Genomic DNA, 15,707 nt, shown 5'->3' with positions numbered 1-15,707 from the left:
TCGGAAAAGGGCCGCGTATCTTACGCCATTGCCCGGGCGGCTGCTTGCAACTGCACCTCGACCTGGGCGCAGCCTGGGCACAGGCAGGACGTATTGCGCAATTCTGCGGGCAGCGCCTGGAGCACTGCCGGGTCGATGCTGACGGCATAGCACCAGCAGGCCTGGTCGGCGGTTCGCGGATCGGCCAGGCTGCAGTCGTTGCGGGCGCCGCAGGCTGGGCAGAGGTCAGGTTTGTTCATAGATGAAGTGGGGTGTTTCCACGCAGGTTCGGTTACGGCCAGATTGTTTCGCACGGTACATTGCCTGGTCGGCACGCGATAGCAGGTTGTGCAGGGTGTCGTCCTCTTGCAAGGTGGTGAGGCCGATGCTGACGGTGACCTGCAGCGATTGCCCCTGATAGGTATAACGCTGTTGTTCGATCTGTTGACGGATCTTCTCGGCAATCATCAGGCCTTTGCTGCTATCCGTGTCCTTGAGCAACACGATGAATTCTTCTCCACCCCAGCGGCAGACAATGTCGGACTGGCGCAGGCAGCTTTCCAGGTCGCGGGCGAAACCGCTCAGCACCTGATCGCCGGCAAGGTGGCCATAGGTGTCGTTCAAGCGTTTGAAGCGGTCCAGGTCCAGCAGCAACGCGGTCAGTGGTTTCGGTTCGCGCTGGGCTTCTTGAATGGCCTGGATCGCCAGCAGGTCGAAGCCGCGGCGGTTCGGCAGGTCGGTGAGGCTGTCGAGGGTGGCATAAGCTTCCAGTTTGCGCTGGTAGCGGTTGACCACGCGGTTGAGCAGGGCCAGTACCGCCAGCGTGACGACCAGGCAGATCAGCAGGTTGAGGTACAGCGACTGGCGGATCTCGCTCAACGCACTGTCTTCGCGTTTGTCGACGAACAGGTACCAGTTCAACTCGGGGATGAACCGCACGTTGAGAAAGTGCCCCTGGCCCTGAGCCGAATACTCATAGCTGCCGCTGTGGGGTTTGGGCAGTTTGCTCAGCAGGTCTTTCATGCTGTCGAGTTCGTTGAGGGACTGGCCGACCCGCGCGCCTTGCGGTCCACCCTCGGCACCGGTGAGGACGATGCGGCCGAAGGTGTCGACGAAGTACACGCTGCGCTGGTAACGCTGCTGGTACTTGTCGATCAGCTTGATCACCGCATCGACGGTCAGGCCGACACCGGCCGCGCCGATGAACTGGTCTTTGTAGTCGTAGACTTTGTAGTTGATGAAGAAGGTCAGGCTGTCGTGGTTGGCCAGGTCCGGATCGACGTTGATCTCATACGGCTCGGTCATGTCGCGCACGCGGAAATACCAGGCGTCACGGGGTTCGTTGGCGCTGACTTGCTTGAGCACGCCCTTGGCGTGGTAGTAGGTCAGGCTGCTGTTGGAAACGAAGAATGCGGTGTAGGCGTTGTAGTGGGTCATGACCTCGTTGAGGTAACGGGTCATTTGCTCGGGGTCGCGTTCGCCAGCGACGACCCAATCGCGCATGAAGGTGTCGCGAGCCATCATCGAGGAAATCAGGATCGGTCGGACCAGGTCTTTCTGGATCTCCGAATAGACCGTGTCGGAGGTCAGCGGTAGCTCGGTATTGACGATGCTGTCGCGAATCGACGCCCGCGAGGCGTAGTAGCTGAGCAATGAGGTGGCGAGGAAGCCACAGCCCAGCAACGCGATCAGTGTGAGTACCAGCGAGCGTTGCGAATACAGCGCAGAGCGAAGCAGCATAGCGATTCCGTTGGCAGAGACCGAGTGCAGGCATTCTAATAGCACGGGACGGAAATAACTGCTTCATTTGCAGGGGTATTCGGCCGATCAGCAGTCGCAGCTTGTGTTGACTGCGATGCCGACTTGCCCGCGAATAGTCGCCTCAACCGCGGTTTTGCAGATACGCTCGCCACCCGCCCAGGTGACTGATATCCGTCGCCCCTTCCAGTCCATAAGGTTCACAGATGAACCCGCTCTCCCAGCGTCCGTCGGCCAGCTGCACTTTACCCAGCCCGAGCGGTGCGGGAATGCCGGTCAGAAACGAGCCCAGTTCACTGCTTGGCAATTCCCAGACTTCTACCGCGATCGCCACGCCTCCTTCCACCACGCGGACCATGCCCGGGCGCAACAGTGGGCCGCCGGCCAGGGCGTAGAGTCGGTAGTGCGTTGAGCTTTGAGTGGTTTCAACCAGCCGACCTCCGCGTTGCTTGAGCTGCCAGTTCAGTGCCAGCCCCTCCAGGTGTGCACCACACACCACCAGTCGGGCGCGGTCGTTGCGGGCCGGGTTGACTGGGGCGGGCGAGGTCGAGCCTTGCTGACGTTGCAGGGCATCGGCCACGCTCAGCAGGTACTGATCGGTAAACGCTCGACCAAACAGGGTCACACCCCACGGCAAGCCATTACTCATGAAACCGCTGGGCACGGCGACGGCGGCGTAGTCCAGCAGGTTCATGAAGTTGGTGTAGTAGCCCAGTTCCGAGTTGCGCAGTACCGGTTCTGCTGCAAGCTCGGCCAGGGTCACCGGGCGGCCGATGGTCGGGGTCAGTACGCAGTCGAGGTTGTCCAGGGCTTTGTCGCACAACGCTCTCAAAGCCTGCAGACGGTACTGGGCGCGAAAGGTTTGCACGCCGTCGACCGCTGGTGCCTTGGCCAGCACGGCGCGGATCACTGGCAGTACGGCTTGCGGATTGTGTTCCATCAGCTCACCGGCCACGCTGTAACGCTCGGCCACCCACGGCCCTTCATAGAGCAAACGGGCGGCTTCGAGGAACGGCGACAGGTCGAGTTCCACTGCTTCACCGCCAAGGGTCTTGAGCCGTTCGATAGCGTCAGCGAACAGTAGCGGACCTTGCGTGCAGCCGAAAAACTCCAGGTCTTCAGCCCGTGGCACTCCAAAGCGAAATGGCCGTGGAGTGCCGAAGGCCGATCCGTCATTCCACGACGGGTTGCTGCGGCTGTACTCGTCACGTGGGTCCGGTCGGGCGGTCAGGGCCAACAACTCGCTGGCCTCGCGGGCGGTGGCGGTAAAGGTCGTCACGCAATCCAGGGTGCGACAGGCCGGGACCACACCGGCGGTGGAGATCAGCCCTTTAGTGGCCTTCAACCCCAGCAGATTATTCAACGCCGCCGGCACTCGGCCGGAGCCTGCGGTGTCGGTGCCCAGGGCAAAGCTGGCGACCCCGAGCGCCACGGCCAGGGAGGAACCGGCACTGGAACCCCCCGACGGATATTCCGCCAATACGCTGTTCGGGCAGACGCCATAAGGCGAACGACTGCCATTGAGGCCGGTGGCGAATTGGTCGAGATTGGTCTTGCCCAACGGGATCGCGCCCAGGGCCAGCAGTTGTTCGACTATGGTTGCTGAGCGCTGCGGCACATAGGCGAAGGCCGGGCAGGCGGCGGTGGTCGGAATGCCTGCCAGGTCGATGTTGTCCTTGATCGCGAAGGGCACGCCGTACAGCGGCAGGCTATCGATGTCGCGGCCATCCAGGGCGCCGAGGTACAGCTCCAGTTCGGCAACGCTGAGCAGGTGGATAAACAGGTGATAGTCCGGGTTCAGCGCCGTGGCCTTTTCCCGCAGGCTCAGCAGCAGTTGCCGAGGCGTGGTGCTGCCGGCGCGGTAGGCGGCACGCAGGGCGTCGAATTGCAGATTGATGGTCATGGCTTATAAGTCCTTATTCGATTGATTCAGTCGAGTTCCAGCACAACGACCCGCTGCCCGGCGCGCACCGCGGAGCCGGGTTGCACGCGGATTTCCCGGACCACACCGGCCATGGGCGCGAGTACCGGGATTTCCATCTTCATCGACTCCAGAATCACCAACACATCTCCGGCTGCGACCCGGCTGCCGGTTTCCACCTGGACCTGCCAGAGGTTGCCGGCGATGTGGCTGTCGACACTTTGCTGGCCGGTTTCCAGTGGTGCATCTTCAGCCTGTTCCGGCGCCAGTTCCTCGCTATCGAAATGCGCCTGGCCGCTGGCGATCCAGCGTTCGCGCTCTGCATTGAACGCGCTCTGTTGCTGCTGACGAAACGCGGCGATGCTCCCGGCTTCTTTGTTCAGGAAGGCCTGATAGTCGGCAAGCTTGAGCTGGCTCTGTTCGATGCTCAGCTCAAAGCGCCCCAGTGGGAAATCGCGACGAATCTGCAGCAGCTCATTGGCGCTCACTGGGTAGAAGCGGATCTGGTCGAAGAAGCGTAGCAGCCAGGGTTTGCCGTCGAACGCGGCAACCTCGCGGTAGCGGTTCCACATCTGCAGAGTGCGGCCGACGAACTGATAACCGCCGGGGCCTTCCATGCCGTAGACGCACAGGTAGGCGCCACCGATGCCCACCGAGTTTTCCGCGGTCCAGGTCCGTGCCGGGTTGTACTTGGTGGTCACCAGCCGGTGCCGTGGATCGAGCGGGGTGGCGACCGGCGCACCGAGGTAGACGTCGCCCAGGCCCATCACCAGATAGCTGGCGTCGAACACCGTGCGCTGCACTTCGTCGAGGTTGGGCAGGTCGTTGATGCGGCGGATGAACTCCAGGTTGCTCGGGCACCAGGGCGCGTCCTTGCGCACGGTGGTCATGTATTTTTCGATCGCCAACTGGCAGGCCGGATCATCCCAGGACAGCGGCAGATGGACGATGCGCGATGGCACTTGCAGGTCTTTGGCGGCGCACACCGCATCCCATTCTCCAGAGACTATGCCGAGCAGATCGGCCAGTGGCAGTTGCTCGGGTTGGTAATGCACTTGTAGCGAACGGATACCCGGCGTCAGGTCGATCACGCCGTGCAGGGCTTTGGCTTCCAGCGCCTGCATCAGCGCGTGGGCACGGAAACGCAGCACCAGATCCAGCTCGGGGGCGCCGATTTCCAGGAGTAGATGGGTATCGCCGCTGAGGCGGGCGACGAGGCGGGTGTCCTCTTGCCCTAGATCCAGAACAACAGGCGACACCAACCCCTGTAGGAGCGTATCACCTGTGGCGAGGGGGCAAGCCCCCTCGCCACAGTTGTTGTGTATTGCCAGGGAGCGAGCGGTGGCCAGGTCGACCGGGAAGAACCGCACCTTGTCCCCGGCCTTGAGCTGCCCCAGCTGCCAAAGATCCGCCTCGATCACGGTCACCGGGCAGACGAACCCTCCGAGACTCGGGCCGTCGGGGCCGAGGATGACCGGCATGTCGCCGGTGAAATCCACCGCCCCGATGGCATAGGGGTTGTCGTGGATATTCGAGGGGTGCAGCCCGGCCTCGCCACCGTCGGCGCGGACCCATTCCGGCTTGGGTCCGATCAGCCGTACGCCGGTGCGGCTGGAGTTGAAGTGGACCTCCCATTGAGTGGCGAAGAAGGTCTCGATGTAGCCTTCGGTGAAATACTCCGGCGCGCCGTGGGGACCGTAGATCACTCGAATCTGTCGCACTTCAGGCAACTCGACCACCTGTTCAACCGCCAGGCTTTGCCCGGCACTGTGGTCACTCAACGGGCAAACATGCAGCACGTCCCCGGCACGCAAGGCACGCCCGCCATGGCCGCCGAACTGGCCGAGGGTGAAGGTGCTTTTGCTGCCCAGATAGTCCGGCACCTGCAGCCCGCCACGCAGGCACAGGTAGCTACGTGCGCCGGCTCCAGCAATGGTGCCCAGGCTCAGGGTGGCACCGGCCGGGATCAGCAGGCTGGTGTTCATCGGCACGGGCTGTCCGTTCAGCATCAGCGCAATCACCGCTCCAGTCACCGCCACCACGGCTTCGCAGTTGAAGCGCAGCAAGGGCCCGCTCATGGTGATTTCCAGCGCCGCCAAACCTTCGTCGTTGCCCAGCAGAAGATTGCCCATTCGCAGCGCGCGGCTGTCCATTGGCCCCGATGGCGGCACACCGACCGCCCAGTAACCGAGGCGCCCGGGATAGTCTTGCACGCTGGTCTGGGTCCCGGCGCTGAGCACTTCAAAGGTGTTGGCCTGGTAGACCAGTCCTTCGAGGCAACGGGTCCAGGGCTGACCGCTGGCGAACGGCGCGTCCAGCAGAATTTGCTGCAAGTAATCACAGTTGGTTTCCACGCCATACAGCAGGCTGTCGCCCAAGGCTTGATGCAGATCGGCGCAGGCCTGTTCACGGGTCGGCGCCCAACTGATGAGCTTGGCGATCATCGGATCGAAGTACGGCGCAATCTCGCAACCGGCCTCGACCCAGGTGTCGATACGCAGTTTCTTGCCGTCGGCGGCCGGGAAATTCACGGCGGTCAGCAGGCCAGGGCTCGGCTGGAAATCCCGGCCTGGATCTTCGGCGTACAACCGCGCCTGGATGGCATGGCCTGCAGGTTTCAAGGTGCCGCTCAGCTCGCTCAATGGCGGCAGATCACCGGCCGCCAGTTGCACCATCCAGCGCACCAGATCCACCCCCCACACTTGTTCGGTGACGCCGTGTTCGACCTGCAAGCGGGTGTTCACTTCCAGAAAGTAGAAACGCTGGGCGTCGCTGTCGAAGACGAATTCCACGGTGCCGGCGCTACGGTAGTTCACCGCTTTTGCCAGTTTGATCGCCGCCATGCACAGTTCTTCGGCCATGCCTTCAGGGAGGTTCGGTGCCGGGGTTTCTTCGAGGACTTTCTGGTTGCGCCGCTGCACCGAACAGTCACGCACGCCGAGGGCGATCACTTCGCCCTGGCCGTCTCCGAACACCTGAACTTCCAGGTGCCGGGCACGCTGGATGTACTTCTCGATAAACACCCCGGCGTCGCTGAAGTTGTTCTGCCCGAGGCGCTTCACCGCTTCAAAGGCATCGCTCAACTCGTCTGCGCTGCGACACACGCGCATGCCGATGCCGCCACCGCCGGCGGTGCTTTTGAGCATTACCGGGTAGCCGACCTGAAGACCTGCAATCAGCGCAGCCTCGAGGCTGTCCAGCAACTCGGTACCTTCGAGCATCGGCACACCCTGTTGTTTAGCCAGGGCGCGGGCGGTGTGCTTGAGGCCGAACACCCGCAGTTGTTCTGGCGTCGGCCCGACGAAGGCAATATGGGCCGCTTCGCAGGCTTCGGCGAACGCGGCGTTTTCCGAGAGAAAGCCGTAACCGGGATGAATCGCCGTCGCGCCGGAGGCTTTGGCGATGGCGAGGATTTTTTCAACCGCCAGGTAGGTGGCCGATGCGGCGCCTTCACCGAGGCTGTGGGCTTCATCGGCCTGCAGGATATGCAGGCTGGCGACATCGGCCTCGGAGTACACGGCCACACCCTTGACCTGCAGTTCACGCAGGGTCCGCAGAATGCGGCAGGCAATGGCGCCACGGTTGGCGATCAACAGTTTTTCGAACATGGCAAAACCCCTGGAGGCTGATGGCAACTCAGTCTCGACCTGGGATGCGGGCCGTCCCGCAGTTTTCGATGGGCGCCGGGGTCGTCCCTGGCGGCAAAATCAATTGGGTTTAACGGCGATCACTTGTGGCGAGGGGGCTTGCCCCCGTTGGGCTGCGAAGCGGCCCCAAAATCTGCAAAACCGTTGTGTCAGGTACACCGCATGGGCCGTTTTGCGACTGCTGCGCAGTCGAACGGGGGCAAGCCCCCTCGCCACAGGATTTTGCGTCGCCTTGGTTATTTAATGCATTGCCCCGAGCGGCTCTGGCACAGGGCAAACAACCAACGGCGCAGGCGTGCGAGTTTCAGTTCCATACCAGTAGCTCCGCAGGGGTCGGGTTGTAGGCGTTGCACGGGTTGTTCAATTGCGGGCAGTTGGAGATCAGCACGATCACGTCCATCTCGGCCCGCAGGTCGACGTACTTGCCCGGTGCCGAGATGCCGTCTTCGAAGGTCAGGCCACCGTCGGCGGTCACCGGCACGTTCATGAAAAAATTGATGTTCGGCCCGATGTCGGCCTTGCCCAGTCGCCCGTCATGGGCACAGGCCCGCAGGTAGTTGTCGCGGCAGCTGTGCATGTAGCGTTTCTCCAGCGCGTAACGCACGGTGTTGCTCTCCTGGGCACAGGCACCGCCGAGGGTGTCGTGCCGGCCGCAGGTGTCTTCGACGATGGTCAGCAGCGGCCGGCCGAGGTTGGAATAGAGCACGCTGCCGGTGCTCAGGTAGACGCTGTTTTGCCGACGCAGAGTGCGCTGCACGTCGTAGCGTTCCCTGGGGTTTTGCAGGCTGTAGAACAAGGTGTCGACCGCCTGATTGCCTTCCAGGTCGAGGATGCGCAGGGTCTGGCCGGCCTTGACCTCCATCAACCACGGTTCGCCGGACGGGATGGTCGCGCGGTACACCGCGGCTTCAGGATGCTTTTCGGTGCTGGCGATGGCTAAAGACATGGCTGATCCTCAGGCGAACAAACGGTCGGTGTTGATGAAGCCGCGCTCGTTCGCAGGAAGCGAGGTGCGGCAGTGCTCGGCGACGCTGGAGTCGGCGTTCATCCAGCTCAGCTTGAGCGGCTTGGGCGCGTATTCCGGGTTCGGGTCCATGGGATGCTGCAGGGCGGTGAGTACCATCAGGGTGTCCATCGGCGCATAAAGCTCGATGTAGTCACCGGCTTTGGAGTTGCCTTCGATGAAGTGGAAACACCCGTCGGCATCGACGCTGACTTTGCTGAACAGGTTGAGGGTCATCAGCAGGTCGGACAGGCCCAGGCCCCATTTGCCCAACTCCACCAGCAAGTTGTCGGTGCCATTGCGGTAGAAGCCGTTGCGCAGCTCCTGAAAACGCCCCTGGCCGTATTTTTCCGCGACTTCCTCCGCGCAGAGCACGCCGCCGATGCTGTCACTCCAACCACAGGTGTCGGCAGTGATCGCCGCCAGCACCCGGCCCATGTCCGAGTACAGGCAATGGCCGCTGGTGAGTTTGGCGGTGTGTTGGCATTTAAGGCTGTCGGGCAAGTTCAGCCGCTCGGTTTTCTCGTTGGCGTTGAGCAGGGTAAGGCTGACATTGGCGCCACCGCGAAGGTCAGTCAGACGCAGCAGTTGACCGCGTTTAAGCACGAAGGAACGGTGACCTCCGCCGGGAAGCATTTCTTCGGCGAAGGGTCGGAACAGTTGAGTCGAATCAGTCATCTGAAATAGTCCTCTCAAGCGGTGCGAAGCTTGCCCGCCAGCGCAGCCGGCAGGGCGTCGACGGCTTTGCTGTTGGCGCGGCGGTCGCTGTTCAAAGGGATGTCGTAGGTGATGCGTGCGCCATAGGCGCCGGGGGCGTGCGGGTCGAGGCGGACCTTGTCGAACACCAGCAGGCGGGTGCCGAGGCTGAAGCCTTCGGACAGATCATGAGTGACCATGAATACCGTCAACTGTGTCTCGCGCCACAGCTCCAGCAGCAGGCTGTGCATGTCTTTGCGAATGCCCGGGTCGAGGGCGCCGAAGGGTTCATCGAGCAGTAGCACCCGGGGTTTCATGATCAGTGCCTGGGCGATGGCCAGCCGTTGCTGCATGCCGCCGGACAGCTGCGCGGGGTATTTGTCCAGCGAGTGACCGAGGCCGACTTTGTGCAGCAGCACGGATGCCTGCTCACGCGCCTCACGCTTGGCGCTGCCGAACAAGCGCCCCAGCAGTGGCGAACGTGGCAGTTCAAGACCAAGGGCGACGTTGTCCAGCACCGTTAAATGCGGGAACACCGAATAACGCTGGAACACCACGCCACGGCTGGCATCCGGTTCGCTAGCCAGCGCTTGGCCGTCCAGCAGGATCTCGCCACGACTGGCTTTTTCCTGGCCCAGCAGCAGCCGCAGAAAGGTCGATTTTCCGCAACCCGATGCCCCTACCAGGGTGCAGAACTCGCCCTCGTTGACGCTGAGGTTGAGCCGTTCGAGCACCACCTGATCGGCGTATTGCTGCCAGACGTTGTTCACGGTGATGAAGCTCATGCCCGCGCTCCTTCATACCAGGGGAAGGCCCGCTGGGTCAGGCGTTTGAGGCCCCAATCCATCAGCCAGGCGAGCAGGGTGATCCACACCACGTAAGGCAAGATCACGTCCATCGCCAGGTAGCGGCGCACCAGGAAGATCCGGTAGCCCAGGCCATCGGTGGAGGCGATGGCTTCGGCGGCGATCAGAAATAGCCACGCTGAACCGAGCATCAGCCGCAGGGAGATCAGCAAGCGAGGCAGCAGTTGCGGCAGCACCACCCGCAGAATCACGGTCCAGGTCGAGGCGCCGAGGGTCTGCGCCTTGATCAGCAACTCGAGGGGAATTTCCCGGGCGCGCTGTTCCAGATCGCGGGCCAGGCACGGGGTGATGCCGATCACGATCAGCATCACCTTCGACAGCTCGCCGAGGCCGAAGACGATGAACAGAATCGGCAGGATCGCCAGCGGCGGCACCATCGACAACACCGTCAGCAAAGGCGACAAGGGCGCGCCGAACAACGGCAGGGTCCCGGCGGCGATGCCCAGGCAAAGCCCGGCCAGGGCGCTGATGCCCAGGCCAATGGCCAATCGACGCAGACTGGAAGCGCTGTCCTGCCACAGCAGGTAGTCGCCACTGCGCGGATCGGCGCTGAAGGCCAGGCGTTTCACCGCGTCGGTCATTTGCACCGCGCTGGGCAGCAGCTTGTCGTTGGGGTTGTCCGTCAGCCGCTCGGCCGAGCCCATGAAATAGGCGAACAGCACCAGGGCGAACGGCAGGATCACCAGCAGCAGGCGACTCGGGCGATCCGGGTGGCGATTGATCAGGCGCATGGCCGTGTCCTCCGCAGGCTTAAAGTTTGCTTTCGGCGGCCAGCTGCACGTAGCTCGGATCGAAGTGCAGCTTGAGGTTGGTCTTGTCGCCACTGGTCACGCCATTGGCGAAGGACATGCCGACGGCACTGGTGTCCTTGGCGCCTTCACCGAGCAGTCCGTGCTGGAAGGAAAACTCCGCGACCTTGCGCATGGTGTTGGGCAGTTGGGCACTGGTGGCGAAATCGAGGGCTTCCCTGGGCGTGGCAAACAGCTTGGTGGTGTCCAGTTGCGACTGGAAACCCGGCAAGTCGGTGCCCGATGCCTTGGCCATATGTTCCAGCGCTGCGTTGCTGGCGGCGGATTTACCGCTCATCAGGCCGACCACTTCAAACCACGCGCCGGTGAGTGCCTTGCCCAGTGCCGGGTTGTCCTTCAGGGTCTGGGTGTTGACCACCATCATGTCCATGATTTCGCCGGGCACCTTGCTCGAGTCGAACACCTGGGTAACCCCAGGCTTGGCTTTGATGTCCGAGAGCATCGGGTTCCAGGTGGTGAGGGCTTGTACCTCGTCGGTGTTGAAGGCCGCCGAGATATCGGCGTCGGAGGTGTTCACTACCTTCAAGTCTTTCTCGGTGAGGTCGACCGAGTCCAGCGCCCGCGCCAGCAAGTAGTGGGAGACCGACAGTTCGACCAGATTGACGTTCATGCCTTTCAGGTCGGCAACTGTCTTGCCTTCACCTTTGAGAACGATGCCGTCGTTGCCATTGGAGAAATCACTGACGATCAGTGCGGTGCTTTCGACGCCACCGGCGGCGGGAATGGTCAGCGCGTCCATGTTGGTCATGGTGCAGCCGTCAAACTGGCCGGCGGTGTACTGGTTGATGGATTCGACGTAGTCATTGAGCTGCACCACATCGATGGTAATGCCGTACTTTTTCGCCCACTTGTCGACGATGCCTTGGCTGCCGGCGTATTCCCAGGGCATCCAACCGGCGTAGATAGTCCAGCAGACGCTGAAGTGGTCTTTCTGTGCGGCTTGGGACGAGAAGCTCACGATGGCCGCGAAAGCGGCGGCGAGCAGGGTGGGTAAACGAAGCTGGGACATGGATGGTTCTCCAGTTGATCAAGGGCGGACAGGAGCAACGCGGCACCGTTAACGGTGGCTTGTCTCCCGGGCTTTTATCCCGCCGTGTAACCTCAACTGGAGGTCGCCGACTCTCGGACCAGCCACTCGCCTAAGCGAGCCGGAACCCTAGTCAGCCATTGCAAATTGTGGTGCCGCGAACCTGTGATGACTCCTGCACGCTTATGACTAAGCGAGAGCCGTGCCAAGTATTGCCGAGCCCCGATCCAGAGGGCTTGGCGCAAATGTCTGACGAGCGGGAAGGGCAATCCCTGCATGGTTGTGGTGCTTGTCCGCACTGGGATGGGGCGATCATGGCTGTAGGCTAGTTGTATCAGCGTATTGCGGAGGCGCACCAGATACCGTTTTGGCTGTCAGATGTTTCGACGGTTGACTATTTGTTGATTGTCGCCGACCAGCGTCGCTGGTGTGTGCCCATTAGCGGTCCGGGAGGCCGCCATGTATCGACGACTTCTTCTGATTGTTGTACTGGGTTTGTCTCTTTCTGCGTGCGCGCCCTACGATGGAGGATCGAGCTACTACCGTTCTGATGTCTATACCTCGCCGAATCCGGGCTACTACGGAGGCGGGTCTTACTACCAGGACCGGAGCCGCTACTATGCTCCGCCAGCGCGATACTACTCGGCGCCCAGGTATTACCAGCCTTCTCCAAGGTATTACCAGTCGTCTCCACGGCATTACCAGTCTTCACGGCACTACCAGTCTCCACGGCATTACCAGTCTCCACGGCATTACCAGCAGGCTCCACGCTCGGTACACCGGTCTTACCCGAATCGTGGCTGGGATTCCCATCACCGCCAGAGCGACAATCGCCACGGCGATCGCCACAATCGAGGTGAGCGCAACGGACGTGGCGATCATGGCGACCGAGGTAATAGAGGAAGCCATAACCGCTAAAACCTCCCATAAAAAAGCGGCGCATCATGCGCCGCTTTTTTTATGTGCGCCCAGCATGGGCGCAATATTGTGGGTGAAAGTCCTACGGATTGATTTTTTTAAATAGAGGATAAGGCTTGTGACCTGTAAGACTTGACAGTAGACAAGCAGTTATTTTTTCGAGAGTCTGCATGCGAGGATGGTGTGAAATTAGTGGATCGAACGAAAGCCTAGTGCATGTAATGAGTGTGGAGTAGCCGCCATGGAAGAGGTCAGTAACGTAGCGAATGCAAGTGTCGAAAAAATGGGCGCTTTTGCGAACATGCTGGTCGAATACGGATCTGCTTTTGGTCTCAAGATTATTTCCGCCGTCGTGTTCTGGATTGTGGGGCGGTGGATAATAAATTTAGTGGTCGAGTTTGTGCGCCAGTCCATGACGCGGCAGAAACTGGACCCTACGGTCCTGCGCTATGTCGGGTCTTTTGTGACCGTCACTTTGAATATTATTTTAGTCATTGCCATTCTGGGCTATTGCGGCATTGAAACCACCAGCTTTGCGGCCATACTGGCGGCAGTTGGCTTGGCTATCGGGATGGCGTGGTCAGGTTTGCTGGCGAATTTGGCGGCTGGCGGCTTCATAATTGTGCTGCGCCCGTTCAAGGTGGGAGACGAGATCAGTGCGGGCGGCGTCATTGGTACGGTAGCCGAGATCGGACTTTTCGCGACCACCATTATTACGGCGGATAATGTCGTGACGTTGGTCGGCAATAATAAGATTTTTTCCGACAACATTCAGAATTTTTCCAGCAATTCTTTTCGTCGCGTTGAATTGACCGTTGCGCTGCCTATCGAGCAGGATGATCAACTCGTTATTGCTTTGCTCAGGAGACGGTTAAGTGCAGTTCCTGATGTGTTGGTTGAGCCGGGAATTGATATCAGGGTCTCCGAAATTACCGCAGATATATTAATGTTGGTGGTACGCTCATATTGCCATAATGACCATTATTGGTCGGTTTATTTTGCCGCGAACGAAGTTATTCGGGATGTGCTGAAAAATAGGGCTGACGGCGCGGCTTTGATTGAAGGATAGTTGAGCATAACCGCTAACCCCTCTAACGAAAAAGCGGCGCATCATGCGCCGCTTTTATGTTCAGTAGTCGGACAAATCCGCCAGCGGATGCCGACCTTCCCACACCTTGTGGAAATGCGCCTCGATCACCGCATCCGGAATCGTATTGATATCCGGCCAATGCCAATGGGGCTTCTGATCCTTGTCGATCAGGCGGGCGCGCACTCCTTCACTGAGCTCTGGATGGCGGCAGCAGTTGAGGCTCATGGTGTATTCCATCTGAAATACTTCGGCCAGTGACAGGTGGCGGGCCCGGATGATCTGCTCCCAGACCAGATGCGCGGTCAGTGGGCAACCCTCGCTCAGGGTCTTTGCCGCCCGACTGAGCAGCAGGTCGTGGTGATCGCGCAGCAGGCTGATGGCGCGCCAGGCGCAGCGCACATCGCTGACATCCAGCAGCTCATCGATCTGCTGGCGCCGCGGCAACCATTGCGGCTCGGGCATCTGCCCGACGGCCTCCTGCTGCAGAGCCTTGAGCAGGCTGTTGAGTTGCATGGCGGTCTGTTCCTGCCAGTTCAATTGCAGCAGGCCTTCGATCAGTTCCTCCTGCTGTTCATCCAGCAGAAAGCGGTCAGCCAGATCCAGGTCGATTGCATCGCGGCCATTCATATGGGCCCCGGTCAGGCCGAGGAACAATCCGAGCTTGCCCGGCAGGCGCGAAAGAAACCAACTGGCACCGACATCCGGGTACAAACCGATACTGATTTCCGGCATGGCCAGGCGGCTGCTCGGGGTGACGATGCGGATACCGGCACCCTGCAACAAGCCCATGCCGCCGCCAAGCACGTAGCCATGCCCCCAGCAGATCAGTGGTTTGGGGTAGGTGTGCAGGCTGTAGTCGAGGCGGTATTCCGCCGCAAAAAAATGTCCGGCCAAGGGCGGGACTTCACCGGGATGAGCACGGCAGGCTTCAACCAGGCTACGGACCTCGCCGCCTGCGCAAAACGCTTTGGCGCCATTGCCGCGTAACAGTACGCAAACGATCTCCGGGTCTTTTGCCCAGGCGTTCAGACGCTCGCTCAAGACATGGATCATCGGCAAGGAAAGGGCGTTCAGGGACTTTTCGGCATCCAGGCTGGCGATGCCGATTCGCGCGCCGTCGGTGCCGGTCAGTTCTTCGAAGTGCAGATTCATCGTGACCTCGATTTGGAATTTAAGCGTTCAGTATGATCGCAATGCAGGAAAGTGCCGGTTCTGCTTCAGATCAATTGACAAGCGTGGCGGGCTTTCTTAGGGTGCGCCCATTGTTTTTGTGGACCTTGTGATGACTTCCGACGACCGTATCAAACTCGAACCGAGCTGGAAGGAGGCACTGCGTGCCGAATTCGACCAGCCTTACATGGCAGAGTTGCGCACTTTTCTGCAACAGGAGCGCGCTGCGGGCAAGGAGATCTATCCGCCGGGACCGATGATTTTCAACGCGCTCAACTCCACGCCGCTGGACAAGGTCAAGGTCGTCATTCTCGGCCAGGATCCGTACCACGGCCCGGGTCAGGCTCACGGGTTGTGCTTCTCGGTGCAACCGGGCGTGCCGGCACCGCCGTCGCTGGTGAACATCTATAAAGAGTTGAAACGCGACCTGAACATCGACATCCCGACCCACGGCTGCCTGCAAAGCTGGGCCGACCAAGGCGTGCTGATGATCAACACCACCATGACGGTGGAGCGGGCCACCGCCAACGCCCACGCGGGCAAGGGCTGGCAGCACTTTACCGATCGGGTGATCGAGATCGTCAGCGAACGTCAGCCGCATCTGGTATTTCTGCTGTGGGGCGCCCACGCCCAGAGCAAGCAGAAGCTGATCGACGCGACCAAGCACCTGGTGCTGACCTCGGTGCATCCGTCGCCGCTGTCCGCTTATCGCGGGTTCTTCGGCTGCGGGCACTTCAGTCGGGCCAACAAATTTCTCGAGCAGAACGGCGAGACGCCGATCGAATGGCGATTGCCGCCGGTTTGACCGCCGCTTCCTCTGTGG

The 15,707-nt window shown here is 60.9% G+C and carries 13 protein-coding genes and 1 riboswitch; of the genes, 3 read left to right on the top strand and 10 right to left on the bottom strand.

The genetic code is table 11. From position 1 onward, the window contains the following. Positions 1-20 precede the first annotated feature (20 nt). The 9 genes from ACA064_RS24740 to ACA064_RS24700 all read right to left on the bottom strand — a co-directional run bounded on the left by ACA064_RS24740 (position 21) and on the right by ACA064_RS24700 (position 11,688). Positions 21-239, bottom strand: a complete 219-nt coding sequence (locus tag ACA064_RS24740; protein WP_497670476.1) for a cysteine-rich CWC family protein — start codon at positions 237-239, stop codon at positions 21-23. Then, a complete protein-coding gene (locus ACA064_RS24735; RefSeq protein ID WP_497670475.1) occupies positions 226-1,719 on the bottom strand; it encodes a sensor domain-containing diguanylate cyclase in 1,494 nt (497 codons plus the stop codon). Before ACA064_RS24735 ends, ACA064_RS24740 begins: the two co-directional genes overlap by 14 nt. Positions 1,720-1,861: 142 nt before the next feature. Then, complete coding sequence (gene atzF, locus ACA064_RS24730) at positions 1,862-3,640, bottom strand: allophanate hydrolase (RefSeq protein ID WP_497670474.1); 1,779 nt, start codon at positions 3,638-3,640, stop codon at positions 1,862-1,864. A gap of 26 nt (positions 3,641-3,666) precedes the next feature. Continuing rightward, positions 3,667-7,266, bottom strand: a complete 3,600-nt coding sequence (gene uca, locus ACA064_RS24725; RefSeq protein WP_497670473.1) for an urea carboxylase — start codon at positions 7,264-7,266, stop codon at positions 3,667-3,669. Positions 7,267-7,609: 343 nt separating this feature from the next. After that, positions 7,610-8,251 carry an urea amidolyase associated protein UAAP2 gene (locus ACA064_RS24720; RefSeq protein ID WP_497670472.1) on the bottom strand — a complete coding sequence of 214 codons (642 nt, stop codon included), beginning with the start codon at positions 8,249-8,251 and terminating at the stop codon, positions 7,610-7,612. Positions 8,252-8,260: 9 nt separating this feature from the next. Further along, positions 8,261-8,986, bottom strand: coding sequence for an urea amidolyase associated protein UAAP1 (locus ACA064_RS24715; protein ID WP_497670471.1), 726 nt, complete (start codon positions 8,984-8,986; stop codon positions 8,261-8,263). Positions 8,987-9,000: 14 nt separating this feature from the next. Then, the gene (locus ACA064_RS24710) at positions 9,001-9,789 is read right to left on the bottom strand and encodes an ABC transporter ATP-binding protein (RefSeq protein ID WP_497670470.1); all 789 of its coding nucleotides are present in this window, start codon (positions 9,787-9,789) and stop codon (positions 9,001-9,003) included. Beyond that, on the bottom strand, positions 9,786-10,601 hold the full coding sequence (locus ACA064_RS24705; protein WP_497670469.1) for an ABC transporter permease: 816 nt from the start codon (positions 10,599-10,601) through the stop codon (positions 9,786-9,788). Before ACA064_RS24705 ends, ACA064_RS24710 begins: the two co-directional genes overlap by 4 nt. A gap of 19 nt (positions 10,602-10,620) precedes the next feature. Beyond that, positions 10,621-11,688: a putative urea ABC transporter substrate-binding protein gene (locus ACA064_RS24700; protein WP_497670468.1), complete on the bottom strand. Its 1,068-nt coding sequence runs from the start codon at positions 11,686-11,688 to the stop codon at positions 10,621-10,623. Between the two features lie 61 nt (positions 11,689-11,749). Further along, positions 11,750-11,850, bottom strand: a riboswitch (guanidine-I (ykkC/yxkD leader). A 315-nt stretch (positions 11,851-12,165) separates the two neighbouring features. Here ACA064_RS24700 and ACA064_RS24695 point away from each other — a divergent pair. Both ACA064_RS24695 and ACA064_RS24690 read left to right on the top strand, forming a co-directional pair. Further along, positions 12,166-12,624 carry a hypothetical protein gene (locus ACA064_RS24695; RefSeq protein WP_497670467.1) on the top strand — a complete coding sequence of 153 codons (459 nt, stop codon included), beginning with the start codon at positions 12,166-12,168 and terminating at the stop codon, positions 12,622-12,624. Positions 12,625-12,865: 241 nt separating this feature from the next. Then, positions 12,866-13,693, top strand: a complete 828-nt coding sequence (locus ACA064_RS24690; RefSeq protein ID WP_497670466.1) for a mechanosensitive ion channel family protein — start codon at positions 12,866-12,868, stop codon at positions 13,691-13,693. A gap of 60 nt (positions 13,694-13,753) precedes the next feature. On the opposite strand, the gene dspII is transcribed toward ACA064_RS24690, so the two are convergent. Next, positions 13,754-14,866 (bottom strand): enoyl-CoA hydratase/isomerase DspII, encoded by a 1,113-nt coding sequence (gene dspII / locus ACA064_RS24685; protein ID WP_497670465.1) that lies wholly within the window; start codon positions 14,864-14,866, stop codon positions 13,754-13,756. 130 nt (positions 14,867-14,996) lie between these two features. Here dspII and ung point away from each other — a divergent pair, with 130 nt between their 5' ends. Beyond that, on the top strand, positions 14,997-15,689 hold the full coding sequence (gene ung / locus ACA064_RS24680) for a uracil-DNA glycosylase (protein WP_497670464.1): 693 nt from the start codon (positions 14,997-14,999) through the stop codon (positions 15,687-15,689). The last annotated feature ends 18 nt before the right edge of the window (positions 15,690-15,707 follow it).

Source organism: Pseudomonas sp. LBUM1658 (assembly GCF_059716055.1).
This window is presented reverse-complemented; position numbering and strand designations above follow the sequence as displayed.

Coding starts and splice junctions, on each gene's coding strand:
- ACA064_RS24740 (WP_497670476.1), bottom strand. CDS start 239: ATGAACAAACCTGACCTCTGCCCAGCCTGCGGCGCCCGCAACGACTGC.
- ACA064_RS24735 (WP_497670475.1), bottom strand. CDS start 1,719: ATGCTGCTTCGCTCTGCGCTGTATTCGCAACGCTCGCTGGTACTCACA.
- atzF (WP_497670474.1), bottom strand. CDS start 3,640: ATGACCATCAATCTGCAATTCGACGCCCTGCGTGCCGCCTACCGCGCC.
- uca (WP_497670473.1), bottom strand. CDS start 7,266: ATGTTCGAAAAACTGTTGATCGCCAACCGTGGCGCCATTGCCTGCCGC.
- ACA064_RS24720 (WP_497670472.1), bottom strand. CDS start 8,251: ATGTCTTTAGCCATCGCCAGCACCGAAAAGCATCCTGAAGCCGCGGTG.
- ACA064_RS24715 (WP_497670471.1), bottom strand. CDS start 8,986: ATGACTGATTCGACTCAACTGTTCCGACCCTTCGCCGAAGAAATGCTT.
- ACA064_RS24710 (WP_497670470.1), bottom strand. CDS start 9,789: ATGAGCTTCATCACCGTGAACAACGTCTGGCAGCAATACGCCGATCAG.
- ACA064_RS24705 (WP_497670469.1), bottom strand. CDS start 10,601: ATGCGCCTGATCAATCGCCACCCGGATCGCCCGAGTCGCCTGCTGCTG.
- ACA064_RS24700 (WP_497670468.1), bottom strand. CDS start 11,688: ATGTCCCAGCTTCGTTTACCCACCCTGCTCGCCGCCGCTTTCGCGGCC.
- ACA064_RS24695 (WP_497670467.1), top strand. CDS start 12,166: ATGTATCGACGACTTCTTCTGATTGTTGTACTGGGTTTGTCTCTTTCT.
- ACA064_RS24690 (WP_497670466.1), top strand. CDS start 12,866: ATGGAAGAGGTCAGTAACGTAGCGAATGCAAGTGTCGAAAAAATGGGC.
- dspII (WP_497670465.1), bottom strand. CDS start 14,866: ATGAATCTGCACTTCGAAGAACTGACCGGCACCGACGGCGCGCGAATC.
- ung (WP_497670464.1), top strand. CDS start 14,997: ATGACTTCCGACGACCGTATCAAACTCGAACCGAGCTGGAAGGAGGCA.